We start from the raw sequence: 22,674 nt of genomic DNA on the forward strand, positions 1-22,674 counted from the left end.
TCAGCGGCTCATCATCAGGCTTTTATTCCGATATTGAGGCCAGGTTGGCCTTCATTTTCTGCAATACCTGCGCGAACCGGCGGCGCTCTTCCGGCGTCACGTCGGCAAAGGCGCGCTGCAACAGGTCGGTGCGCGCGTCGGCGAACCGGCGATGCGTGTCCTCGCCTTTTTTCGTCAGTGACACCACCTGCGCCCGCCGGTCATTCGGCGAGGGCTGGCGGGTGATCAGCCCCAGCGTTTCCAGATCTTTCAGCAGACGGGCAATCTGCGCTTTATCCCGCCCCATGTACTGCGCCAGAAAATGCTGGCTCTGACCGGGGTGGCGGGCTATCAGCCCCAGCGTGCGCGCCTGAAACGGGGCGAGGCCCGTCTGCGTCAGCGCGTCGCTCTCCTGCAGACGCTGTTTAAAACCGTGGATCAGTTCTCCCAGCAGCTCGAAAGTCTGGGTATCAAGGGTGTCGCGCATTAATTTGTTGACCTTATCAACTATTCGGATTATATGGTTGATAATATCAACCATGTGGCGACGCCCGGTCGCCCATTCAGTCGCACGATTACAACCGCAAGGATAAAATCATGCCTTATCACTATCGTATCACGCTGGAAAATCTCACCGATAATCGCGACGAAACGCCGCAAAATCGCGCACTGACGTTTGACGTCACCAATCATGACGATATTCTGGAAATCATTGAGAAAGTTCGGTCAAAGGGGATTTTGCCGGACTCGGAGGTCGCTGCGTTCTGCACCGGGCTGAAGCTGTTTAGCGAGGTCATGATGACCCACCGCAAAGAGGCTCTGTTTCAGGAATTGGCTCCCGCATTTCGGGACTTTATGCTGCGGCTGAAACGGGGAGAAACGGCCTGATGTGATATGTCGTGTCTCCCTGATGGCATGGACCGCCAGTGAATATGAGTGAAATTCGGGCGTGCTTGCCGTCATCGGCGCGCGGTTTTCTCCGTGTGCTCAAGTACGCATGATGATATTTCAATGGGAGATCGTAATTTATGCATCAGTATGCGCTGGTAGGTGATGTCGGTGGAACCAACGCACGTCTTGCCCTTTGCGAACTGGCGAATGGGCATCTGTCACACAGTAAACAGTACGCGGTTCAGGAGCACGACAGTCTGGAAGACGCCATGCGTCTGTTTCTGACGGAGCACGCGAGTCTCACTATCAAAGAAGCCTGTATTGCCATTGCCTGCCCGGTGACCGATGACTGGGTGGAGATGACCAATCATCACTGGGCGTTCTCCATTGACGCCATGCGGCAGAGCCTGGGGTTTGAGCGTCTGGCGGTGATCAACGATTTTACCGCCGTCAGCATGGCGATTCCGGTGCTGACGCCGGAGGATGTGATTCAACTGGGCGGCGCCGATGCGGTCGCCGGTAAGCCGGTGGCGGTGTATGGCGCCGGAACCGGGCTCGGCGTGGCGCACCTGCTGCCGGTGGACGGCAAATGGCTGAGCCTGCCGGGCGAGGGCGGTCACGTAGATTTCGCGCCCAACAGCGAAGAAGAGGACATCCTGTTGCAGGTGCTGCGTCAGGAACTGGGACACGTTTCCGCCGAGCGCGTGCTGTCCGGGCCGGGGCTGGTGAATATTTATCGGGCGATCGTCAAGGCGGACGACCGGGTGCCGGAAGCGCTGACGCCGCAGGTCGTGTCCGAACGGGCGCTGGCGCACAGCGATGTGGACTGCCTGCGCGCGCTGTCGCTGTTCTGCGTACTGATGGGGCGTTTCGGCGGCAATCTGGCGCTGACGCTCGGCACCTTCGGCGGCGTCTACATCGCCGGCGGCATCGTGCCGCGTTTTCTGGAATTCTTCCGCAACTCCGGTTTTCGCAGCGCCTTTGAAGACAAAGGCCGTTTCCGCGATTACCTCGCCGACGTTCCGGTGTTTATGATCACTCACCCGCAGCCGGGGCTGCTGGGCGCGGGCGCGTATCTGCGTCAGGCGCTGGGCCAGATCCTGTAATCCCCCTATCCGGCTTCGATAACCTCTTCGTCAAGTAACCTATCGGTTACTTGACGGTTTGTGTTTACTGGATGTGAGCGTGATAAGCGAGAGCTGTCGCCTGAATGTCTACGCCGTCGGCATCGCTGATCAGTGCCACCACCTGACGATCGTTCTCCTGCGGCCGAAAAATACCCTGCATTTCGATGTGGATATCTATCTGCCCGGCCAGAACGGCTCGCCCAGCGTCAGCATCAGCCGGTTGGCCCAGGCGAAGAAAGCGGTGGACTGAATCAGGTCGAGAATCTCCAGCGTGTCCAGCCCCTGTTCGCGCAGGCGCGCCAGATCCTGCGCGTTGGTCTGCGACGGCGTGGTGGACAGCCGGGCGGCAAAGGTGATGATCGCCTGCCAGCGCGCGTCCTGTCCGGCGGCGAGATCGCCGCCCGGCGGCACATCGAGCAGGCGCTGTACCGCGTCGTCCTGTTTCGACAGCTGGCTGGCTTTACGGGCGTGCACCGAGGCGCAATAAATACAGCCGTTGACCTTGCTGACTACCGCGGCCGCCAGCTCCCGGTCTTTGCGCGGCAGGCCACCGGACGTATAGAAGATGCCTTTGTCGGTGAGGGTGCGTTGTTCCAGCACCGGCAGGTTGCGGCCCAACAGGCGGAAGTAGTCGGAATCGGTATGACCGAAGCGCGCCAGAATCGCCTGTTCGTCGGCGGTGAATTCCGCCAGCGGCTTGGCCGTAACCCACGGCTCCCAGCCCAGTTCACCTTGCGTAAACGCATCCGGGGCGGTTTTGCCGCTGTGGGTCAGCGGCTGGGTGTGCCAGCGCCCGGCGACGGCCGCGGGCGCAGCGGGCGACGACTCTCCGGCATGACCGGCCAGCAGCCGATAACCGTGCAGCAACCGGCTTTGAAAACTGACAAACGCCACCAGTTGCGACAGGGTGACGATATCATCCACCTTCCAGCCGGCCTGTTGCAGCGCCTGCAATGATTGCGGTTGCGCGGCGATGGGCTGGAACGCCAGCCGCTCGGCATGTTCCAGCGCCCGGTCCAGCGCCGCACCGGGCGTCGGGGCCGGAAAATCCGCCAGCCGTTGGGCGTAAAAGTGCTGTAACCGCGTGTTCTGATGCCAGCCGCTGACCTTTTCGGCGATGAAAAAGCGCAGCGCCAGCGGCAGAGCATTGCCCGCCGTCTGGCTGAACAGCGCGTCATAGCTGCCCTGCGTGTGCCGGGTAGCGGCATCGCGCGTCGCTCTGGCCTGCGCCAGCGGCGAATCCGGGGCGATCTCCGCCAGCGTATCTAAAATGTCGGATGTAGATTGCGTCATGCGACCTCCTGCCCAACCGGGCTGGTTTGTTTATCTTTAGCGGGCGACCAGCCCAGCGCGGGCGCCACCCGGGTAGCGATCAGTTCCAGCGAACGCAGAATATGGGCGTGCGGCGGGTCGATGGAATGCACCTGAAACGCCAGATCGGTGGTCCGCGCCAGCGAACTGTCGGCCTGCAACGAGGCGATGACGTCTTCCGGCGTGCCGACATGGCTGTCGAACGAGGCGATCAGCTCTTCCACCGAACCGTCGCGGGCCGGGCGGCCCAACTGGGCCAGCCGGGCGGCGGAGCGTTGCAGCCCGGTTTGCGCCAGTTGCAGCGCCAGCGCCCGGTCGTCGGCCACAAATACGCTGCGCGAGCCCATGATACGCGGTGTAATGCCGGATGGCAGCGCGTCCAGATAGGCATCGATCATCGGATTTTGCAGGTCGGCCAGCGTGGCGTCGGGGAAACCGTCTGGGCGCGGCTGGGTACGCGACAGCATCAGCCCGTCGCCCGCCTGACCGGCGCGGATGGCGCCTTCCACCGAGAACGTCGCCTGCCACACGCGGCGATTAAGGTGCGGCGCGGCCGGGTAAAGCTGGTTGCCGTCGGCGCTCAGCGGTTCCCCCGCCCAGGCGGCGCGCACCTGCGCCAGATAGCGACCCAGAATCTCGCCGCGCTGCTCGCTGTTGTGGCCGAAGGCGGCGAACGATGACGGCGTGCCGCCGGAACCGATGCCCACTTCCAACCGGCCGTTGCTGAGCAGGTCAAGCACCGCGGTGTCTTCCGCCACCCGCAGCGGCTGCTCCATCGGCAGCGTGATCACCCCGGTGCCGAGGCGGATGCGGCGAGTCTGCGCGGCGACCTGCGCCAGAAACACCAGCGGCGACGGCAGGCCGCCTTCGTCGGCGTGAAAGTGATGCTGCGCTACCCAGGCGCTGTCGAAGCCCAGCTGTTCGGCTTTGATGATTTGCTCGGCGGCCAGCCGGTAGCGCTGCCCGGCGGGCGCGTCATCCAGCAGCCGGGTGAAAAACCCCAGACGTTTTTGAGTCATGATTAAATCCTTGGTTTAGGCTGTGTCCCTTAAGAGACATGGCGCTGGCCGGGGATCGCGTCGATCAGTTCCCGGGTATAGCGCTCGGCCGGCTGGGCAAAAATCTGCTCTACCGGCCCGGATTCCACCTGTTTGCCGTGATACAGCACGGAAACGGTATCGGCTATCTGTCGCACCACGGCGAGATCGTGGGAAATAAACAGATAGGTCAGCCCCAGCGAGGCCTGTAGCTCTTCCAGCAAGCGCAGGATTTGCGCCTGCACCGTGACATCCAGCGCCGAGACGGCTTCGTCCAGCACCAGCACTTTCGGCTCCAGCACCAGCGCGCGGGCGATGGCGACCCGCTGACGCTGGCCGCCGGACAATTCAAGCGGGCGGCGTTGCAGCAGCGAAGCGGGCAGCGCCACCCGCTCGAACATCTCATGCACCCGGTTGGCCCGCTCTGGCCGGGAGTAACGATTAAAATTGCGCAGCGGCTCTTCCACGATGTCGAACAGCCGTTGCGACGGGTCGAGCGAGCTAAACGGATTCTGATAAACCAACTGGATGGTCTGGCGGAACTGGCGCAGCGCTTCGCCGCGCAGCCGGGTAATGTCGGTGCCGTCGATCAGGATGCGGCCAGCGGTCGGACGCTGGAAGCCAAGAATCATGCGCGCGGTGGTGGTTTTGCCGGAACCGGACTCGCCGACAATGGCATGGGTGGTGCCGGGCGCTACGCTGAACGACACCCCGTCCACCGCCCGGAACGGCGCTTTCCGGTTGCCCGCCAGCGGGAACTCCTGCACCAGTTGCTCCACCTGCACAATGGGTTGGCTGGGTATGGGTTGACTGGAAATCGGTTGAGCGGATGCGGCGGGGTGAACGGCGGCGCGTGATGGTCGACGGGCCGGCGCCAGCGACGGGATGTTAGCCAGTAGGGTGCGGGCGTACTGGCTTTGCGGCGTGCTCAGCACCTGCCGGGTTGGTCCCTGTTCCTGGATGTAGCCTTTCTGGAACACCAGCAACCGGTCGGCGCGTTCGGCGGCCACCCCCAGATCGTGGGTGACGAACAGAATGGCGGTGCCGTTTTCCCGGCGCAGTTCGTCCAGTAAATCGAGAATGCGTTTTTGCACCGTGACGTCCAGCGCGCTGGTGGGCTCGTCGGCGATGATCAGCGCCGGTTTCAGCGCGATGGCGATGGCAATCAGCACCCGTTGTTTCATGCCGCCGGATAGCTCGTGCGGGTACTGGCTGGCGCGCAGTTCCGGCTCTGTCAGCCCGACGCGCGTCAGCAATGCCAGCGTTTGTCGGCGCAGGCTATGGCGATCGCTTTTCTGGTGCAGCCGCAGAATTTCATCCACCTGCTCGCCGATGGTTTTCACCGGGTTGAGCGAGCTGCCGGGGTCCTGCGGCACCAGGCTGACCACGCTGCCGCGAATGCTGTCCAGCCGTTGTTGCGACCAGCGGCTGATATCGGCGCCGTTAAGGCGAATCGCGCCGCGCGCCAGACGGCCGTTATCCGCCAGCAGACCGATCACCGCCTGCGCGGTGGTGGTTTTACCGGAGCCGGATTCGCCTACCAGCGCCACTACTTCGCCGGGCTGGATGACGAAGGACACGCCCTCCACCACCGTGCGTTCGCCGTCGTCGCCGCGGTAGGCGATGGCGACGTCTTCCAGTTCCAGCACCGGCGTTGTCGTGCTGCTTTGCAAACTCAGCGTCAGGCTCATCGCGTCGGCCTCCGGATCGACTGGCTGATGCGGTTGGTCGCCAGCACCACGGCGACCACCAGCAGGCCGGGGAAGGTAGTCAGCCACCAGGCGGTGGCCAGATAGTTGCGGCCCTCGGCGATCAACAGCCCCCATTCCGGCGTCGGCGGCGGCGCGCCGTAGCCGAGGAAACTCAGGGTGGCGAGCGCCAGAATCGCGCTGCCGAACTGCAACGCGGCGAACGCCAGCACGCTGGTGAGCGAGTTGGGCAGGATGTGGCGCCACAGCACGCCCAAAAAGGTGCCGCCGCTGCCAAACGCCGCTTCAACGTAATCGCTGCGGCGTACGCGCAGCACTTCCGCGCGCACCAGTCGGGTGAAGTTCGCCACCGAGGTTACGCCCACCGCGATAGCGGCGTTCAGGTTGCCGAACCCCAGCAGGATGATGACGCTCAACGCCAGCAACAGGCCGGGGATCGCCAGCAGCACATCGACGGTACGCATTACCAGCGTATCCAGCCGGCCGCCGACCGCGCCTGCCAGCAGCCCCAGCAGGCTGCCGAGCACCAGACCCAGCGACACGGCGATCACCGCGCCGGACAGCGAATGCGCCGAACCGTAGACGATGCGGGTGTAGAGGTCGCGCCCCAGTTGGTCGGTGCCGAGCAGGTAGTCGCCGCCCGGCGCCAGCCGTTGCGCGCCCGGCACGCCTTCAATCGGCGACGCGTGGGTAAACAGGCCGGGGAACAGCGCCCATAGCGCCACCGTCAGCAGCACCAGCCAGGCGATCACCAGACCGGGTTGCGCGGCATAACGGCGCAAGCGGGGCGTCTTGCGCAGCAGCGGAAAAGCGATTTTTTCCAGTTGAATACTCGCCATATCACACCTCCGGGGCGGTTTTCAGACGCGGATCAAGCAACGGGTAGAGCAGGTCGACCAGCAGGTTGACCGCCACGAACGCCGTGGCGGAAACCAGCACGATGGCCTGCAATACGCTGGCGTCCTGAGTGTTGACCGCTTCCTGCGTCAACTGGCCCAGGCCGCTGCGACCGAACACGGTTTCGGTAATCAGCGCGCCGGCGATCAGCTCGCCCAGCAACAGGCCCGCCAGCGTCAGCGCCGGCAGCATGGCGTTGCGCGCCACGTGGCGCCACAGCACGCCGCGGCGGCTCAGGCCTTTGGCGCGCGCTACCGCCACGAACGGCTGCGCCAGCACCTGATCGATGCTGCGCATCAGCACCTGGGCGATGGGAGCTGCAATCGGCACCGAGAGCGTCAGCACCGGCAGAATCAGCCCTTCCCACTCACCGGGGTTGATCACCGAAATCCATCCCAGCCGGAAGGAAAACACCTGAATCAGCACGATGCCGAGCCAGAAGGTGGGAATGGAAATCAGCAGCGACGGTACCGACTGAAACAGCTGGCGCAGCCAGGCGAACGACGTCAGCGCCGAGAGAAACGCCAGCGCGAACGCCAGCAGCAGCGCCACGCCAAACCCCAGCACCGCCAGCAGCAACGTCGGCGGCAGGTTAGTCGCCAGCAAGTCGCTGACCGGCAAGCCAGCCTGTAGCGACAGCCCGAAATCGCCGTGCAGCAGGCGCGACAGCGACGCGGCGTACTGCGTCAGCAGCGGCACATCGGCGCCGTAGGCCAGCCGCAATTCGGCGATCTGGCCGGCGCTGAGCCCCAGTTCCGGACTCATGAATTTGATCAGCACCGCGTCGCCCGGCAGCGCCTGCAACAGAATGAACGACAGGGTAAATGCCGCCCACAGCACCAGCAGCGCCTGCCCGAGGCGTGTCGCCAGATAGGTTATCCGCACGTTTTGCCCTCCGTCGCCGGTTTGGTTACTTGTCCAGCCAGGTGTTGTAGAAACTGGGGCGGCCCACGGCTTCGAAGCCGATTCCTTTGGTGGCGGCGCGCCCGGCGAACACCTGCGGTTCTTCAAATATCGGGATCACATACGCCTGATCGATCAGGTAGTTCTGCACCTCGCCCACCAGCGCCAGCCGTTTGCCGCGATCGGTAGCGGAAGCGATGCCGTCCAGCAGCGTGTTGAGGCGTGTGTCTTCAAAGGTTTTCACCTTGTCGCTGGCGCCGCCTTTTTGCAGCAGCACGTTGCGCAGCGTCGGGTAATACTGACTTTTCAGCACATCCGGGTCGGCGCGTCCCACCATGCCCGGCGATACGCCGGTTTTCAGCGGATCCAGACTATCGACGGTTTTGGTGCCCGCGTCGCCCGCCAGCACGTTCAGTTTCACGCCCACTTTGGCCCACTGCTGCGCCACCAGTTGCAGCATCTCTTTGTTTTGCGGCTGCGGCGGCGATTCATAGGCGGTCAGCACCAGCGACTGGCCGTCTTTATGGCGGATGCCCTGTGCGCCCGCTTTCCAGCCCGCGTCGTCCAGCAGGCGGGCGGCGGCGGCCGGGTCGAACGTCAGCTTGTCGGACAGATTGACGTAACCGGCGGCGGTTTTCGCCAGCACCGAGGTGGCCTGCGGGTAGTTATCGGAGTAGAGCGTCTGGATGATTTCTTTCGGGTTGGTGGCGTAACGGAGCGCCTGACGCACGCGGATATCCGCCACCAGCGGGTTATCGGGACGGAAGTTGACGCTGTTATTCACCCCGCGGGTAGGGGCGGCATAAATCCGGATGCCTTCGCTTTGCACCCGTTTTTCGTCATAGGCCTGAATCTGGCGGATGAAATCCGCCTGACCGGACACCAGCGCGCCGATGCGCACGCTGTCTTCCGGCGTGACCAGATAGGTGATGCCGTCCAGATAAGGGCGGCCCTGATGGGCGAATTTCACCGGCGCCCAGTGGTAATCCTTGCGCGCCGCCAGTTTCAGCTCACGCCCCGGTTTCTCGCTGCTGACCACAAACGGACCGGAACCGATGATGCGGGTAGCATCGCCCAACTGGTTGAAGTTGCGCGCCAGCGTGCTCAGCGACACCAGCCCGGAGCCGATGGCGGCGGTACCTTGCAGGAAGCCGGGCGACGGCTTGTTGAAGTAGAACTTCACCGTCAGCGGGTCGATCACTTCGCTGCGCTGGTAGTTGTTGATCACCTCGGATACCGGCTGGTTCAGTTCTTTGTTGCCCAGCCCGTAGGTGTCGAAATTCTTGGCGACGGCGTTGGCATCCAGCGGCGTGCCGTCAGAGAAGGTGACGCCGGGACGCAGTTTGAACGTGTATTCGGTGCTGTCGGCGTTGATAGTCCAGGATTCGGCGATCCAGGGCTCGATGTCCAGCGTTTCCGGGTTCTGGTAGGTCAGCTTGTCGGTAATTTGGTTGAGGATGCCGCCGTTGGGGTAAAAACCGCCTGCGGGCGGATACAAATTGGTGTGCGGCTGTTGTTCCAGATAGATCAACGTACCGCCGGTTTTGGGCGAAGCGTCGGCGGCCAGCGCCTGAGCGCCATTCCCCAGTAGCGCTAATGAAACAAGCAGACCAATCCCCCGCTTCTGCCGAGCGTTCAAGAAACCAGACATGGTTTTTTCCTTTTAGTTATCAGAGTTATATCAGCCGCTGTGCAGGTGGTGTCAGGGCTGGAAAAAGGCTGTCATACGAAAGGGATACTTCCACAGGCATGGTGAAACCGCAAAGTACAATACTGGTAATAAATATCTGGTTTTGGGGTAAGTGAAGGTGGGTGAGAATTCGCCGAAATGGCGGGTTTTTTATTTCATAAAATTTGAATGATATCTGCAAATAAACCCGGTTTTAACGTGCGGGCAACAGGTCTATTATCACTTCCATCGAAGGCGAGAACGCCTCCAGTTAAGAACACTAACCGAATTCAAAGTGAAGGATATTGACCATGAAAACCATCAAAAACGTTGTTGCAGTTATCGCTCTGGCTACCCTTTCTTTCGGCACTTTTGCAGCGACCGAAGTACAGCACGCTGGCAGCCAGTCTGTTGGCACCGTGAGCGCCACCGCTGGTACGCTGGACGGCTTGCAGGCCAGCCTGTCTGAAAAAGCCAATGCCGCCGGCGCCAAGTCATTTCGCATCATCTCCGCCACCGGCAACGATAACCAGCTGCGCGGCGTAGCGGAAATCTACAACTGATAATCGCTCTCCAGCCCGCACAGGCCGCCTTCGGGCGGCTTGAGGCTGTTGGCAAACAGCTATGTTGTCTTGTGAATGGTGAAGTTTGTCCGGTCAGTGAATAGTTTCGTGCGGTATAAGCGGTGTAATTTCTTTGCTGTTTCATCGCACGCACGACAAGGAGAGGTTCAAACGCCACCTCTCCTTGACCACTGGCTGGAGGCTAAACTGCGGCGCTGTGCGCTACCTTCGGCGTTCGCCTTCGCTGTTCGGGCCGCCCGTGACGCGCTCCAGACGCGGCACGGGCTTTCGCGACGTCCTGTCGCTCACCCGGCGAAGTCGCCCACCTCAGCACAGTTTTTGACGCCGGAAAAATGCTTCATCCTGTACTTAAGGACTTTGTCGGCAATCTGAGGCCGCCTTCGGGCGGCTTTTTTGTGTCCGGAATGTTCAGGTATCAGATGCCGGCTTCTTTCCGCGCCCGCTCTACCTCTTCGGCCAGAATGGCGACCCCCTGCTCGATTTTTTCCGGTTCCGGCACATAGTTCATGCGCAGGCACTGGTGGGCGTGCGGCCATTCCTGTTCCAGACCGGGGAAGAAGTAGTGGCCCGGCACCATCAGCACACCGCGTTGTTTCAGCCGCTGGTACAGCACTTCGGTGGTGATCGGCAGGTCTTTGAACCACAGCCACAGGAAAATCGCTCCTTCCGGTTTGTGGATCAGGCACACTTCCGGCGACAGATAGCGACGAATGATGGCGATAGTCTGTTCCACCCGCTGACGGTAGAACGGCCGCACCACGTCGTTGGATAGCCGCAGCAGGTCGCCGCGCTGAATCATCTCGTGAGCCAGCGCCGGGCCGATGGAGCCGGGCGCCAGGCTGACGATGCCGTTCATGTTGCCGAGTGCTTCGATCACCTGCTCCGAACCGATCACGATGCCGCAGCGCGAGCCGGGCAGACCGAGTTTCGACAGGCTCATGCACAGGATCGTGTTCGGGTTCCACAGCGGCGTGGCGTCGCTGAAAATAATGCCGGGGAACGGCACGCCGTAGGCGTTGTCGATCACCAGCGGAATCTGATGTTCGCGGGCCAGCGCATCCAGATGCTGCAACTCTTCGTCGGTCAGCACGTTGCCGGTGGGGTTGGTGGGCCGCGAGACGCAAATCATGCCGATGTCGTCGGTGATGCGCAGTTGTTCGAAGTCGACGTGGTATTTGAATTGCCCTTCGGGCAACAGCTCAATCTGGGGGCGAACGGAGACGAACATGTCTTCATCCAGCCCGGAATCGGCGTAACCGATGTATTCCGGCGCCAGCGGGAACAGCACCCGGCGGCGCTGATCGTCGTCGGTGCGGCCGGCAAACAGGTTGAACAGGTAGAAAAACGCGCTCTGGCTGCCGTTGGTCAGTGCAATATTCTGTGGTCCAATCTCCCAGCCCAGCTGTTCGCGCAGCAGGCCGGAGAGCGAATGCAGTAGCACATCCTTGCCTTGCGGACCGTCGTAGTTGCACAGGGCATCGGTCAGTTTTCCTTGATCCAGCAGGTCGCGACACAACTGCTGAAAATAATCGTCCATCGCCGGGATATGGGCCGGATTGCCGCCGCCCAGCATGATGGCGCCGGGGGTACGCAGCCCGTCGTTCAGGTCGTCCATCAGTTGGGTAATGCCGGCATGGCGGGTAAATTTGTTGCCGAAACGGGAAAAGTTCATAGTTTGTCAATAAAGGGTAAAACACAGGTAAACCGACACCTTAGCGCGCGTGCCGGGTCGGTGCAATCGTAACGGAAAATCCCTCTCCACTCTTTATGCTGTCTATTTTTGTTATGGCGCAATAGTTAACTATTGTGGTTACTGTCTGCTTCAGCGCAACCCACCCGCATGACGCCAAAAGCTGAACGTGCTTCAGCTTTTGGCTGATTTCTCTCACGTTTTTTCTGCAAAATTACTCACTATGCTTATTAAAATTGTGATGTGTAATCCAAATCTATCGTGAAAAAAGAGCAGTTGGTTATCTGGTGATAGCAGTCACATTCTCCCGTCAGCCGGATTTGTAGTCTTTTAGCTCCGCAGGCTTAATCAATTCAGCTAGAAGGACGAATGGGATGAAAAATGTACTGGCAATAAGTATCGCTCTGGCGCTGGTTTCCTGGCAGGCATCGGCTCAGACCTTTGTGCTGACGGACGTTGAAAGCAGCACCGAGAAAGGAAACTGGCAGATCAGCAGCGACGCGCTGAAGATCAAGGATCAGCGCTTCAGCATAGAGCAGAAAGTGCTGCACGGCGGACGTCAGGAAGGCAGCAAAATTCTCACCATCACCAGCCCGAACGGGCTGCAAATCACCCTCAGTCCGACTCGCGGCATGGATTTGCTGCATGTCACCGGCAAAAACATCCGGCTGGGCTGGGATTCGCCGGTGGATGAGGTGGTGAACCCGAATACCATCACGCTTGAAAGCCGCAACGGGCTGGGCTGGCTGGAAGGTTTCAATGAGATGATGGTGCGCTGCGGCTATGAGTGGACCGGCCATCCGGTCACCAGCGACGGCATGATTTACACCCTGCACGGCCGTGCCGGTAATACGCCGGCGTCGAAAGTGATCGTGGACGTCAGCGACAAGGCGCCTTACACCATCACCGTGCGCGGTTTGCTGAAGGAAAACAGCTTCAAGAAATCCAATCTCGAAACCTGGACCGAACTGCGTTACGTGCCGGGCAGCGAGTCCTTTACCGTACACGATGTGCTGACCAACAAGTCGGATTACGCCCGCGATTACCAGATCATCTACCACAGTAATTTCGGTACGCCGATTCTGGAAGAAGGCGCACGTTTCCTGGCGCCGGTGAAGGAGATTTCGCCGTTTAACGACTACGCCAAAGCGGGCCTGAAAAGCTGGCAGACGTATAAAGGGCCGACCAAAGACTTCGACGAAATGGTGTTTAACATGACGCCGTACGCGGATAAAGAGGGCAAGACGCTGGCTGCGCTGGTGAATCGCGCCGGCGACAAAGGGGTGTCCATCGCCTTTGATACCCATCAGTTGCCGCTGCTGACGCTGTGGAAAAACACCGACACCCTGAAACAGGGCTACGTTACCGGCATCGAACCCGGCACCAATTACGCCTACCCGGTCACCATCGAACGCCAGCAGGGAAGGGTGAAGAAGCTGCAACCCGGCCAGAGCACCACGTTTGAGCTGACCTACAGCCTGTTGAGCAGCCCGGCCGCGGTACAACAAACCGAGCAGAAAGTGAAAGCGATTCAGGGCGATCGCACCACGACGCTGACCGAAAAACCGATTGCGGTGGAGTAATCGCGCTTACCGTAGGTTAAGGTCAGGATTCATGCTGTTATTCCGCCTTCCTGATATCAGGAGGGCGGAATATTGAATATAAAACGGGGGTAACGTGCTGAATTACTTCAGCACGTCCGGATTGACGCAGTTCTCTTTGACGTTGCCGCTCAGCGCGGCGATCAGGTTATCCACCGCGCAGGCCGACATGTTGTAGCGGGTTTCATGGGTAGCGGAGCCGATATGCGGCAGCGCGACCACGTTGGGCAACTTCAGCAGCGGCGAGTCCACCGGCAGCGGTTCCTGCTCGAACACATCCAGACCGGCAGCGTAAATAGTGCCGTCAGTCAGCGCGTCGATTAACGCCGGTTCGTCGATAACCGGGCCGCGACCGATGTTGATCACAATCGCGCTGGACTTCATTTTCTTCAACTGCTCGCGGCCGATCAGATGATGGGTCTGCGGTGTCAGCGGCAGGGTAATGCACAGAAAATCCGACTCTGCCAGCAAGCCGTCCAGATCGCGGTAACCGGCGTTGAAGCGGGTTTCCGCTTCCTGATGATGACGGCGGGCGTGGTACAGCACCGGCATGCCGAAGCCCAGATGCGCGCGCTGCGCCACCGCCAGACCGATGCGCCCCATACCCAGAATACCGATGGTTTTGTGGTGCACGTCAATGCCAAACCAGTCTTTATCGACACTGGCTTTCCACTCTCCGGCCTTAACCCGCTCTGCCACTTCCAGCCCGCGGCGGGCGGTCATCAGCATCAGCGTCAGCACCGCATCCGCCACCGTTTCCGTCAGGGCGGTCGGCGTGTGCATCAACAGCGCCCCTTTGTCGTTCAGGGTGGCGAGATCGATATTGTCGTAGCCGACCGAGATGGTTGAGACGGCGCGCAGGCGCGGTAAATGGGAGAGAAATTCCCGGCTAACCGTGGCGCTGGAGCCGATCAGGCCTTCCACCCGTTCCAGTACGGGGTGATCGACCGGCGGCAGCCCGTTGAATTCATGCACGGTGGCGTATTGCTCAAGGCGAGCGCGCAGGGCGTCAGGGATACTTCTGTAGAGGATCACTTCAGGTTTCATCAGTTCACTCCGGCTGATAGGCGATTGTCTGATTAAAACGACGGTTGTATTTAAAAGAGGTCTTTTAAAAAAGGGTTCTCTGCTAGCTTCGCATATTGATGCCCGGTCTCTGCCGTGCCATCGCCCAAAAACGATTGGAAGATTCAATAAAATACGATGGTAAACAGTCATATGTGCTTATCATCCGCGCTCCATTCACGCGCAACGACCGGATGCGAAGCGATTTGTTCTGTTGGGGAAAGCGCCGCCCGACCCGTAAGGCATAAATCGGCCCAGAGACTGCGGGTTCTGAACAGGTTGCTTCAGGCATGATGGTCGACATGGCGGGAGACTGCAAGTCAGACGGTAGTCGGGCGGCGCGCCTTCTGATGTGCCCGAAGGCGCGCTCCCGCTAAAAACCCTGGTATTGGCTGAAATCAGCGGTGTTACAAAAAAGATGAAATAATTGGCAGCCACACTCACGCCAGCGGCATGAGTTGGTATGTTATAAAGTATCATTTCATGGCGGTAATGCAACCGTAGCAGGACGTTCTTCAGCTGCACAAACCTGATTCAGGACATGACGGAGGCGAGCAGTTCCTGATCCTGCCAGTGCATGATCAACAGGCGTGAGCGGGTTTCGTGCTGGTAATTTTCCTGCACGGTGATAAACCCCTGTTTGCGGTAAAAGGCGCAGGCGCGGTGGTTTTGCTGATACACCTCCAGGCTGAGCATCGGAAAGCGGTGTTGGATATGCTGCATCAGCGCGGCGCCCGCCCCCTGGCCGTACAGGTTGTGATGGACAAACAGCGCGCCGATAAAACGCTGATCCATCACGCTGATAAAACCGCCGATGCCCTGTTCATCCTCATAAATCCAGGTCTGCGAGTGGGGGATATAGTGCCCGCGCACCAGCTCCTCGCTTTCCCGCCAATAGCGCGGCGAGATAAACGGATGCGCCCGGGTGGTGCTTTCCAGCCATAACCGCACCAGCGGATCCAGATCCTGCGGCCGATAGGGTCGGATCACGACGCCTCCGGATGACAAAAGCATTCGGTGGTATGGTCGTTCACCAGTCCGGCGGCCTGCATAAAGGCGTAGCAGATGGTCGAGCCGATGAAGGTAAAGCCGCGTTTTTTCAGCGCCTTGGACATCGCGTCCGACACCGTTGTCTTCGCGGGCACGTCGGCCAGCGAGGCGTGTCGGTTGACAACCGGTTGGTGGTCGACGAAGGACCAGATAAAAGCGGCGAAGTCTTCTCCTTGCTGCTGCATCGCCAGCCAGGCGCGAGCATTGCGGATGATGGCTTCAATTTTGCCGCGATGGCGGATGATGCCGGGGTCCAGCACCAGCTGGTTCACGTCGTCGTCGGTCATGGCGGCGACGCGATGGGGATCAAATCCGTGGAAGCAGCGGCGGTAGTGCTCCCGTTTTTTGAGCACGGTTATCCACGACAGCCCGGCCTGCTGGCCTTCAAGACACAACAGTTCAAACAGTTCCCGCCCGTCGGTACAGGGCTTCCCCCACTCGTTGTCATGATAATCCAGGTACAACGTGTCCTGCGTGACCCAACCACAGCGCGTCATCCTCTTCTCCTTGCTCCCCGGTTGAGATCCACCGGCATTGTTGGTATTGATGATGGCCGGTTTCAGCGCATCACCCGCGTGGCATGGCGATCATCAGCCTAAGCGCGGTGCGATGCAACCCTGCGCAGACAGGGGCCGTGTGAGGCATGACGCCGGAAATAACAGAGTATAAGCGACAGGGGACAAGAATGGGGATTGAGTGGGTGCTGGCCTATCTGGCGCTGGGCGCCGTGGTGGGTTTTATGGCTGGATTACTGGGCATTGGCGGGGGCGGCATCATGGTGCCGGTGCTGACGGCGCTGTTTGCCGCGCAGGGTGTGGAAACGTCGCATTTGGTGCATCTGGCGCTGGGCACGTCGATGGCGGCGATTGTGATTACCGCCATCTCCAGTCTGCGTACTCATCATCAACATCAGGCGGTGCTGTGGCCGGTGGTGTGGCGCATCACGCCGGCGATTCTGGTGGGGACCTTCGCCGCCACCTGGCTGGCGGCGCTGTTGCCGACCCGCGCGCTGGCGATTTTCTTTTCCTGCTTCATGGCTTATGTCTCGTTGCAGATGGTGCTGAACATCAAGCCGAAACCTCACCGGCAGTTGCCGGGCGTGCCGGGTATGTCGCTGGCCGGGCTGACCATCGGCGGTATTTCCGCGCTGGTCGCCATCGGCGGCGGGTCGCTCACCGTGCCGTTTCTGACCTGGTGCAACGTGCGCATCCAGCAGGCTATCGGCACATCGGCGGCGGTTGGCCTGCCGATTGCCTTGTCCGGCGCGCTGGGATACGTGATCAACGGCTGGTCGGCTACCGGCTTGCCCGCGTTCAGCGTGGGTTATGTCTCGTTGCCGGCGGTGGTGCTGATCTCCGCGGTCAGTTTCTTCACCGCGCCGGTGGGCGCGCGTCTGGCGCACCGGCTGCCGGTCGCCACGTTGAAAAAGGCGTTCGCCGGGTTATTGCTGCTGCTGAGCCTGAAAATGCTGCAGACCGTGTTCGCGGGCTGATTGCCGCGGGAACCGGAAGGAAAAGCCGGCTACAGAGCAATGCGGCCCAAGTTGTTGCCGCATTCTGGCTGTATATCTTGCACTCAGAGGGTATACTGGCGCCTTCATTGTAAAAACCACTTGTATCGCGTGCGAATCCAACATGCAAAAGTTTGATACCAAGACCTTTCAGGGCCTGATCCTGACGTTACAGGATTACTGGGCGCGTCAAGGCTGCACCATCGTCCAACCGCTGGACATGGAAGTCGGCGCCGGCACCTCTCACCCTATGACCTGCCTGCGCGCGCTCGGCCCGGAGCCGATCGCCGCCGCCTATGTGCAGCCGTCCCGCCGTCCTACCGACGGCCGCTACGGTGAGAACCCCAACCGTCTGCAACACTACTACCAGTTTCAGGTGATCATTAAGCCGTCGCCGGACAACATTCAGGAGCTGTACCTCGGCTCGCTGAAAGAGCTGGGTATGGACCCGACCATTCACGACATTCGTTTCGTGGAAGACAACTGGGAAAACCCGACGCTGGGCGCCTGGGGCCTGGGCTGGGAAGTGTGGCTCAACGGGATGGAAGTGACCCAGTTTACCTATTTCCAGCAGGTGGGCGGTCTGGAGTGCAAGCCGGTGACCGGCGAGATCACCTACGGTCTGGAACGTCTGGCGATGTACATTCAGGGCGTAGACAGCGTCTACGATCTGGTGTGGAGCAACGGCCCGCTGGGTAAAACCACCTACGGCGACGTGTTTCATCAGAACGAAGTGGAGCAGTCCACCTATAACTTCGAATACGCCGACGTGGATTTCCTGTTTACCTGCTTCGAGCAGTACGAAAAAGAAGCCCAGCACCTGCTGGCGCTGGAAAAACCGCTGCCGCTGCCTGCCTACGAGCGCATTCTGAAAGCCGCCCACAGCTTCAACCTGCTGGACGCGCGCAAAGCCATTTCCGTGACCGAACGTCAGCGCTACATCCTGCGGATCCGTACCCTGACCAAAGCGGTGGCGGAAGCCTACTACGCCTCCCGCGAGGCGTTGGGCTTCCCGATGTGCAATCGAAAAGAGAGCTGAGAGGCAGCGATGACAGACAAGACGTTTCTGGTGGAAATCGGCACGGAAGAGCTGCCGCCGAAGGCTTTGCGCAATCTGGCGGAATCTTTTGCCGCTAATTTTACCGCTGAACTGGATACGGCCGGGCTGGGTTATCAGTCGGTCAACTGGTTTGCAGCGCCGCGCCGTCTGGCGCTGAAAGTAGCCGGTCTGAGCGCGTCTCAGCCGGATCGTGAAGTGGAAAAACGCGGGCCGGCCATTGCGCAGGCGTTTGACGCCGAAGGCAAACCGACCAAAGCGGCCGAAGGCTGGGCGCGCGGCTGCGGCATCACCGTCGAGCAGGCCGAACGCCTGACCACCGACAAGGGCGAATGGCTGCTGTTCCGCGCTCAGGTGAAAGGCGAAGCGGCGCAGACGCTGCTGCCGGGCATGGTCAGCACCGCGCTGGCGAAGCTGCCGATCCCGAAATTGATGCACTGGGGCGACAAAGAAACCCAGTTTGTGCGTCCGGTGCACACCGTAACCCTGCTGCTGGGCGACGAATTGGTCCCCGGCACCGTGCTGGGCATCGACTCCGCCCGCACCATCCGCGGCCATCGCTTTATGGGCGAGCCGGAATTCACCATCGATAACGCCGACCAGTATCCGCAGATTCTGCTGGAGCGCGGCAAGGTGCTTGCCGACTACGAGGCGCGTAAAGCCAAAATCAAAGCGGATGCCGAAGCGGCCGCCCGCAAAATTGGCGGTAACGCCGATCTGAGCGACAGCCTGCTGGAAGAAGTCACCTCGCTGGTGGAATGGCCGGTGGTGCTGACCGCGAAGTTCGAAGAGAAATTCCTGGCGGTGCCGGCGGAAGCGCTGGTGTACACCATGAAAGGCGACCAGAAATACTTCCCGGTTTACGACAACAGCGGCAATCTGCTGCCGAACTTCATCTTTGTCGCCAACATCGAGTCCAAAGACCCGCAGCAGATCATCGCCGGTAACGAGAAGGTGGTGCGTCCGCGTCTGGCCGACGCCGAGTTCTTCTTCAATACCGACCGTAAAAAACGCCTTGAAGATCATCTGCCGCGTCTGGAAACCGTGCTGTTCCAGCAGCAGTTGGGCACGCTGCGCGACAAGACCGACCGCATCGCGGCGCTGGCGGGCTGGGTAGCCGGCCAGATCGGCGCTGATGTGAATCATGCCGAGCGCGCGGGCCTGCTGTCCAAGTGCGACCTGATGACCAACATGGTGTTCGAATTCACCGATACTCAGGGCGTGATGGGGATGCACTACGCCCGTCACGACGGCGAAGCCGAAGACGTGGCGGTGGCGCTGAACGAACAGTATCAGCCGCGCTTTGCCGGTGACGAGCTGCCGTCTTCGCCGGTAGCCTGCGCGTTGGCGATCGCCGACAAGATGGATACCCTGGCGGGGATCTTCGGCATCGGTCAGCATCCGAAAGGCGACAAAGACCCGTTCGCACTGCGCCGCGCCGCGCTGGGCGCGCTGCGCATCATCGTGGAAAAACGTCTGCCGCTGGATCTGCAAACCCTGACCGAAGAAGCGGTGCGCCTGTACGGTAACAAGCTGACTAACGCCAACGTGGTGGATGATGTGATCGAATTCATGCTGGGTCGCTTCCGCGCCTGGTATCAGGAAGAAGGTCACAGCGTGGACACCATTCAGGCGGTGCTGGCGCGTCGTCCGACTCGCCCGGCGGATTTCGACGCCCGTGTGAAAGCGGTGAGCCATTTCCGCACGCTGGAGCAAGCCGAAGCGCTGGCCGCCGCCAACAAGCGCGTGTCCAACATTCTGGCTAAATCCACCGAAACGCTGAACGACAGCGTGCAGGCGGCGTTGCTGAAAGAGAACGAAGAAATCCAGCTGGCGACCTATGTCACCGCGCTGACCAGCAAGCTGGCGCCGTGGTTTGCCGAAGGCCGCTATCAGGAAGCGCTGGGCGAGCTGGCGCAGCTGCGCGAGCCGGTGGACAACTTCTTCGATAAGGTGATGGTGAACGCCGAGGACCAGCAGGTGCGTATCAATCGCCTGACGCTGCTCAACGAACTGCGCAACCTGTTCCTGAAAGTCGCGGATATCTCCGTGCTGCAGTAACTCAGCGCACGGATAGTTTGTTTACATTCAAAAGCCTCCTTCCCGGAGGCTTTTTTATCATAGATGATCCGTCCTGAATAGCGTTGACACGTTCCTGACTTAAATCTGGAGAACGTGATGATGACTGAGTTCAAACGTACCCAACGTGATTATCCTCTATCCTTTAAAATAGCCGTCGTTGAGCAAGTCGAAAAAGGCGAAATGACCTACAAACAGGCTCAGCAACGATACGGTATTCAGGGGCGCTCCACTGTCCTTGTCTGGCTGCGTAAATACGGCCGGCTTGACTGGAGCCCCGGACTTCCGAATTTGGTGAAGAGGAAATTGCTTGTGGCTCAGACAAATACCCCACTCACCCCCGAGCAAAGAATCAAAGAGCTTGAAGAACAGCTTGAGCTGGCGAACCAGAAGGCTGAGTTTTTTGAGTCGGTTATCAATGTCCTGAAAAATGATTACGGGGTGAGTGTCGTAAAAAAGCGGCCCGGCAAGTCCTTGCTCAAGGTCAGACCTCAAAAATAACCGTTACGCGCGCCTGCCAATTTCTGGGTCACAGCAGACAGGCATGGTATCAGTACAATGCCCGCTGCAATCAACGACATGCACACCATAGTAAGGTCCTTGATGTTATTGCCCGGATCCGGTGCCGCCAGCCGAGGATCGGCACACGTAAACTGCACCATCTATTGAACAGTCACCCGGACAAGACACTGAATATCGGTCGGGATAGCCTGTTCAGCCTGCTGGGTGAGCACCGGCTTCTGGTGCCCGTAAAACGGGGATACCACAAAACCACCAACAGCCACCATCGTTTTTACCGGCACCCGAACCTGCTGAAACCGGGTCCTGGACAGGTTACCGCTCTTGAGCCGGAACAGGTATGGGTGGCAGATATTACTTACCTGCCGATACGCAACGGCACGGTTTATCTGAGTCTGGTCACTGATGCCTGCTCAAGAAAAATCATGGGTTATCATGTGGATGAAAACCTGCACACTGAAAATGTAGTAAAAGCGTTCAAACAGGCACTGCGGCAAAGGCAAACAGAAGGCCCTCTGATACATCACTCAGACAGGGGGATACAATACTGTTCAGCACTTTATCAGTCAGTGCATAAAGAATACGGAATAACCTGTTCGATGACAGATGGTTACGACTGCTACCAGAATGCACTGGCGGAACGAATAAACGGGATCCTGAAGAGTGAATTTTTACTCTCACGTCCGGCCGATCTGGCACAGGCAAGGAAAATGGTGAAAGAGTCTGTAGCAATTTATAACCATGAACGGCCACATCTGGCCCTGAAATACAAAACGCCTGATGAAATTCATCAGGCGTTTTGCGGGCAAACAACTGTCAACCTATATCAGGACTAGTCAAGAGGTCAGTTGGCTGTATTGCGGTTAGACCTACGCATGGCAGGTGTTGTTTGATATTTCCCGAATGACTTTCTGTACCCATGCACAGAGTGTGTACTGGTGATAGATGTTTTCCGGCACGGGTTGGTAAGGGGTGTGGATGAAATCAGGCTGAATTGATCCATCCTGATTCAGAACACACACGTTTTGCGCGTTATAAAAGTCATAATTGGTTATATAGGGATTGCTGGTAATCAGTTTTCTCTGATAAGCCATTGATTCATAGGCGCGGAATGACAATCCAGTCTGTTGGCCTTGTACAATATCCAGAATAACCTTTGTATTATCGATTTCGTGCGCCAGTGCATCACCCAGTAGCAATTTTTCCGATATTTTTATTCTTTTATCTTTTATATTTTTTTGTTTTCCAGACTTACCGACATAAAAAATAATATTGGATTTTAGATCAGGGTTTCTATCAAGAAAACTGATTACTTGCCTGTATCTTTCCGGAGTGAAACTCATAATGGAAAAAACATCATACTCACACGCCTGGTAAGGAATAGTACTTTTCCAGGCAGGATCAATGTAATTGGTGATTTTGGCAAAGTTAAATTGGTCGCAGTCCTCACTGTCAAAACTTAGTACATGATCGAATTGGTTGAGATACAAGGCATTATTAGGGGCTTTTTTTAGACTGTCCCACAATGTGGCGACGAGCTTTCTCCCATGCCGGCGCAGTAATTCCAGATGCTGTTGATTGAACAGCTTGGGCTCCGTCATGATAATGGCGTCAAACGGTTCCCGGCCGATAAAAAAATTGTGCAGGCCAAGTTTGATCTGATTATCAAGAACAAGGCGTTTGTAGTTCTTTCCTGTTATCGCTTTATAGAATTTCGTGATGATTCTGTGGCGCGAATCAAAATAGCTAAACGTTGATAAGTCGCAATGATCAATATGGATAACATCGTGGCCCTGCCGCTTCATCTCCGTCACAATGGGTGTAGCCAAATCAGCCCAATTCGGGCAAATAAATAATAACCGCATAACGCTGTCAACCTCGTGATCGTTTTTATTATTCATCAGACACAGCGGGTAAGGCATTCACTGCCCTGCATCAGATTAATACGAAATTTCTAATTTACTGTGAATATAGCACTAAATGTCACGAAAAATCC

Annotated in this window: 20 protein-coding genes; 8 read left to right on the forward strand and 12 right to left on the reverse strand. The window is 58.9% G+C overall.

The annotated features are described in order from the left end of the window. Positions 1–22 precede the first annotated feature (22 nt). Positions 23–466: a MarR family winged helix-turn-helix transcriptional regulator gene (locus tag CPA59_RS00185; RefSeq protein WP_038921171.1), complete on the reverse strand. Its 444-nt coding sequence runs from the start codon at positions 464–466 to the stop codon at positions 23–25. A gap of 110 nt (positions 467–576) precedes the next feature. Here CPA59_RS00185 and CPA59_RS00190 point away from each other — a divergent pair, with 110 nt between their 5' ends. Together CPA59_RS00190 and glk are read left to right on the forward strand one after the other, a co-directional pair. Next, entirely contained in the window at positions 577–867 is a 291-nt protein-coding gene (locus tag CPA59_RS00190) for a DUF3861 domain-containing protein (protein WP_038663832.1), read from the forward strand. 140 nt (positions 868–1,007) lie between these two features. Further along, the gene (glk, locus tag CPA59_RS00195; RefSeq protein ID WP_107758475.1) at positions 1,008–1,976 is read left to right on the forward strand and encodes a glucokinase; all 969 of its coding nucleotides are present in this window, start codon (positions 1,008–1,010) and stop codon (positions 1,974–1,976) included. 195 nt (positions 1,977–2,171) lie between these two features. On the opposite strand, the gene CPA59_RS00205 is transcribed toward glk, so the two are convergent. The 6 genes from CPA59_RS00205 to CPA59_RS00230 are packed head-to-tail and all read right to left on the reverse strand — an operon-like array spanning position 2,172 to position 9,505. Beyond that, the gene (locus CPA59_RS00205; protein WP_038920663.1) at positions 2,172–3,290 is read right to left on the reverse strand and encodes an alkylhydroperoxidase domain protein; all 1,119 of its coding nucleotides are present in this window, start codon (positions 3,288–3,290) and stop codon (positions 2,172–2,174) included. After that, the gene (locus CPA59_RS00210) at positions 3,287–4,327 is read right to left on the reverse strand and encodes a putative FMN-dependent luciferase-like monooxygenase (protein WP_100848631.1); all 1,041 of its coding nucleotides are present in this window, start codon (positions 4,325–4,327) and stop codon (positions 3,287–3,289) included. Before CPA59_RS00210 ends, CPA59_RS00205 begins: the two co-directional genes overlap by 4 nt. Positions 4,328–4,356: 29 nt before the next feature. Then, positions 4,357–6,036 carry an ABC transporter ATP-binding protein gene (locus CPA59_RS00215; RefSeq protein ID WP_107758476.1) on the reverse strand — a complete coding sequence of 560 codons (1,680 nt, stop codon included), beginning with the start codon at positions 6,034–6,036 and terminating at the stop codon, positions 4,357–4,359. After that, positions 6,033–6,893, reverse strand: coding sequence for an ABC transporter permease (locus tag CPA59_RS00220; RefSeq protein ID WP_038920660.1), 861 nt, complete (start codon positions 6,891–6,893; stop codon positions 6,033–6,035). Before CPA59_RS00220 ends, CPA59_RS00215 begins: the two co-directional genes overlap by 4 nt. A 1-nt stretch (position 6,894) precedes the next feature. Then, positions 6,895–7,836, reverse strand: coding sequence for an ABC transporter permease (locus CPA59_RS00225; protein ID WP_038663815.1), 942 nt, complete (start codon positions 7,834–7,836; stop codon positions 6,895–6,897). 25 nt (positions 7,837–7,861) lie between these two features. After that, the gene (locus CPA59_RS00230; RefSeq protein WP_107758477.1) at positions 7,862–9,505 is read right to left on the reverse strand and encodes a TIGR04028 family ABC transporter substrate-binding protein; all 1,644 of its coding nucleotides are present in this window, start codon (positions 9,503–9,505) and stop codon (positions 7,862–7,864) included. 329 nt (positions 9,506–9,834) lie between these two features. Between CPA59_RS00230 and CPA59_RS00235 the strand changes: the two genes are divergently transcribed. After that, on the forward strand, positions 9,835–10,086 hold the full coding sequence (locus tag CPA59_RS00235; protein ID WP_049855495.1) for a YdgH/BhsA/McbA-like domain containing protein: 252 nt from the start codon (positions 9,835–9,837) through the stop codon (positions 10,084–10,086). A gap of 436 nt (positions 10,087–10,522) precedes the next feature. Here the strand turns inward: CPA59_RS00235 and CPA59_RS00245 are convergent, their stop codons facing one another. Further along, positions 10,523–11,779, reverse strand: coding sequence for a valine--pyruvate transaminase (locus CPA59_RS00245; RefSeq protein WP_038663807.1), 1,257 nt, complete (start codon positions 11,777–11,779; stop codon positions 10,523–10,525). A 392-nt stretch (positions 11,780–12,171) separates the two neighbouring features. Between CPA59_RS00245 and CPA59_RS00250 the strand changes: the two genes are divergently transcribed. Beyond that, positions 12,172–13,380, forward strand: coding sequence for an aldose 1-epimerase family protein (locus CPA59_RS00250; protein WP_107758479.1), 1,209 nt, complete (start codon positions 12,172–12,174; stop codon positions 13,378–13,380). A 102-nt stretch (positions 13,381–13,482) separates the two neighbouring features. On the opposite strand, the gene ghrB is transcribed toward CPA59_RS00250, so the two are convergent. The 3 genes from ghrB to CPA59_RS00265 all read right to left on the reverse strand — a co-directional run bounded on the left by ghrB (position 13,483) and on the right by CPA59_RS00265 (position 16,010). Beyond that, a complete protein-coding gene (gene ghrB, locus CPA59_RS00255) occupies positions 13,483–14,445 on the reverse strand; it encodes a glyoxylate/hydroxypyruvate reductase GhrB (RefSeq protein ID WP_038920655.1) in 963 nt (320 codons plus the stop codon). A 552-nt stretch (positions 14,446–14,997) separates the two neighbouring features. Then, positions 14,998–15,453, reverse strand: coding sequence for an N-acetyltransferase (locus CPA59_RS00260; RefSeq protein WP_107758480.1), 456 nt, complete (start codon positions 15,451–15,453; stop codon positions 14,998–15,000). Next, positions 15,450–16,010: a DNA-3-methyladenine glycosylase I gene (locus tag CPA59_RS00265; RefSeq protein WP_107758481.1), complete on the reverse strand. Its 561-nt coding sequence runs from the start codon at positions 16,008–16,010 to the stop codon at positions 15,450–15,452. Before CPA59_RS00265 ends, CPA59_RS00260 begins: the two co-directional genes overlap by 4 nt. A gap of 188 nt (positions 16,011–16,198) precedes the next feature. Between CPA59_RS00265 and CPA59_RS00270 the strand changes: the two genes are divergently transcribed. The 4 genes from CPA59_RS00270 to CPA59_RS00285 all read left to right on the forward strand — a co-directional run bounded on the left by CPA59_RS00270 (position 16,199) and on the right by CPA59_RS00285 (position 21,514). Then, on the forward strand, positions 16,199–17,005 hold the full coding sequence (locus tag CPA59_RS00270) for a sulfite exporter TauE/SafE family protein (protein ID WP_049855498.1): 807 nt from the start codon (positions 16,199–16,201) through the stop codon (positions 17,003–17,005). A 142-nt stretch (positions 17,006–17,147) separates the two neighbouring features. Then, positions 17,148–18,062, forward strand: coding sequence for a glycine--tRNA ligase subunit alpha (gene glyQ / locus CPA59_RS00275; RefSeq protein WP_038663786.1), 915 nt, complete (start codon positions 17,148–17,150; stop codon positions 18,060–18,062). Between the two features lie 9 nt (positions 18,063–18,071). Further along, the gene (glyS, locus tag CPA59_RS00280; protein WP_107758482.1) at positions 18,072–20,141 is read left to right on the forward strand and encodes a glycine--tRNA ligase subunit beta; all 2,070 of its coding nucleotides are present in this window, start codon (positions 18,072–18,074) and stop codon (positions 20,139–20,141) included. Between the two features lie 117 nt (positions 20,142–20,258). Continuing rightward, positions 20,259–21,514, forward strand: a protein-coding gene (locus CPA59_RS00285) for an IS3 family transposase (protein ID WP_107758483.1) whose coding sequence is annotated in 2 segments (ribosomal slippage) — positions 20,259–20,610 and positions 20,610–21,514 — 1,257 coding nt in all. Because the reading frame shifts where the segments join, the coding sequence is not laid out codon by codon here. A gap of 33 nt (positions 21,515–21,547) precedes the next feature. On the opposite strand, the gene CPA59_RS00290 is transcribed toward CPA59_RS00285, so the two are convergent. Beyond that, positions 21,548–22,600 carry a hypothetical protein gene (locus tag CPA59_RS00290; protein ID WP_255412256.1) on the reverse strand — a complete coding sequence of 351 codons (1,053 nt, stop codon included), beginning with the start codon at positions 22,598–22,600 and terminating at the stop codon, positions 21,548–21,550. Between the last annotated feature and the right edge of the window lie 74 nt (positions 22,601–22,674).

It is taken from the genome of Dickeya sp. Secpp 1600, from assembly GCF_003049805.1.
Lineage (GTDB): Bacteria > Pseudomonadota > Gammaproteobacteria > Enterobacterales > Enterobacteriaceae > Dickeya > Dickeya fangzhongdai.

Bases quoted from the DNA above. Each gene is read 5' to 3' on its own strand.
- CPA59_RS00245 (WP_038663807.1), bottom strand. From the start codon at position 11,779: ATGAACTTTTCCCGTTTCGGCAACAAATTTACCCGCCATGCCGGCATT.
- ghrB (WP_038920655.1), bottom strand. From the start codon at position 14,445: ATGAAACCTGAAGTGATCCTCTACAGAAGTATCCCTGACGCCCTGCGC.
- CPA59_RS00215 (WP_107758476.1), bottom strand. From the start codon at position 6,036: ATGAGCCTGACGCTGAGTTTGCAAAGCAGCACGACAACGCCGGTGCTG.
- CPA59_RS00230 (WP_107758477.1), bottom strand. From the start codon at position 9,505: ATGTCTGGTTTCTTGAACGCTCGGCAGAAGCGGGGGATTGGTCTGCTT.
- CPA59_RS00205 (WP_038920663.1), bottom strand. From the start codon at position 3,290: ATGACGCAATCTACATCCGACATTTTAGATACGCTGGCGGAGATCGCC.
- CPA59_RS00270 (WP_049855498.1), top strand. From the start codon at position 16,199: ATGGGGATTGAGTGGGTGCTGGCCTATCTGGCGCTGGGCGCCGTGGTG.
- CPA59_RS00265 (WP_107758481.1), bottom strand. From the start codon at position 16,010: ATGACGCGCTGTGGTTGGGTCACGCAGGACACGTTGTACCTGGATTAT.
- CPA59_RS00235 (WP_049855495.1), top strand. From the start codon at position 9,835: ATGAAAACCATCAAAAACGTTGTTGCAGTTATCGCTCTGGCTACCCTT.
- CPA59_RS00185 (WP_038921171.1), bottom strand. From the start codon at position 466: ATGCGCGACACCCTTGATACCCAGACTTTCGAGCTGCTGGGAGAACTG.
- CPA59_RS00290 (WP_255412256.1), bottom strand. From the start codon at position 22,600: ATGCCTTACCCGCTGTGTCTGATGAATAATAAAAACGATCACGAGGTT.
- CPA59_RS00250 (WP_107758479.1), top strand. From the start codon at position 12,172: ATGAAAAATGTACTGGCAATAAGTATCGCTCTGGCGCTGGTTTCCTGG.
- glyQ (WP_038663786.1), top strand. From the start codon at position 17,148: ATGCAAAAGTTTGATACCAAGACCTTTCAGGGCCTGATCCTGACGTTA.
- CPA59_RS00210 (WP_100848631.1), bottom strand. From the start codon at position 4,327: ATGACTCAAAAACGTCTGGGGTTTTTCACCCGGCTGCTGGATGACGCG.
- glk (WP_107758475.1), top strand. From the start codon at position 1,008: ATGCATCAGTATGCGCTGGTAGGTGATGTCGGTGGAACCAACGCACGT.
- glyS (WP_107758482.1), top strand. From the start codon at position 18,072: ATGACAGACAAGACGTTTCTGGTGGAAATCGGCACGGAAGAGCTGCCG.
- CPA59_RS00190 (WP_038663832.1), top strand. From the start codon at position 577: ATGCCTTATCACTATCGTATCACGCTGGAAAATCTCACCGATAATCGC.
- CPA59_RS00220 (WP_038920660.1), bottom strand. From the start codon at position 6,893: ATGGCGAGTATTCAACTGGAAAAAATCGCTTTTCCGCTGCTGCGCAAG.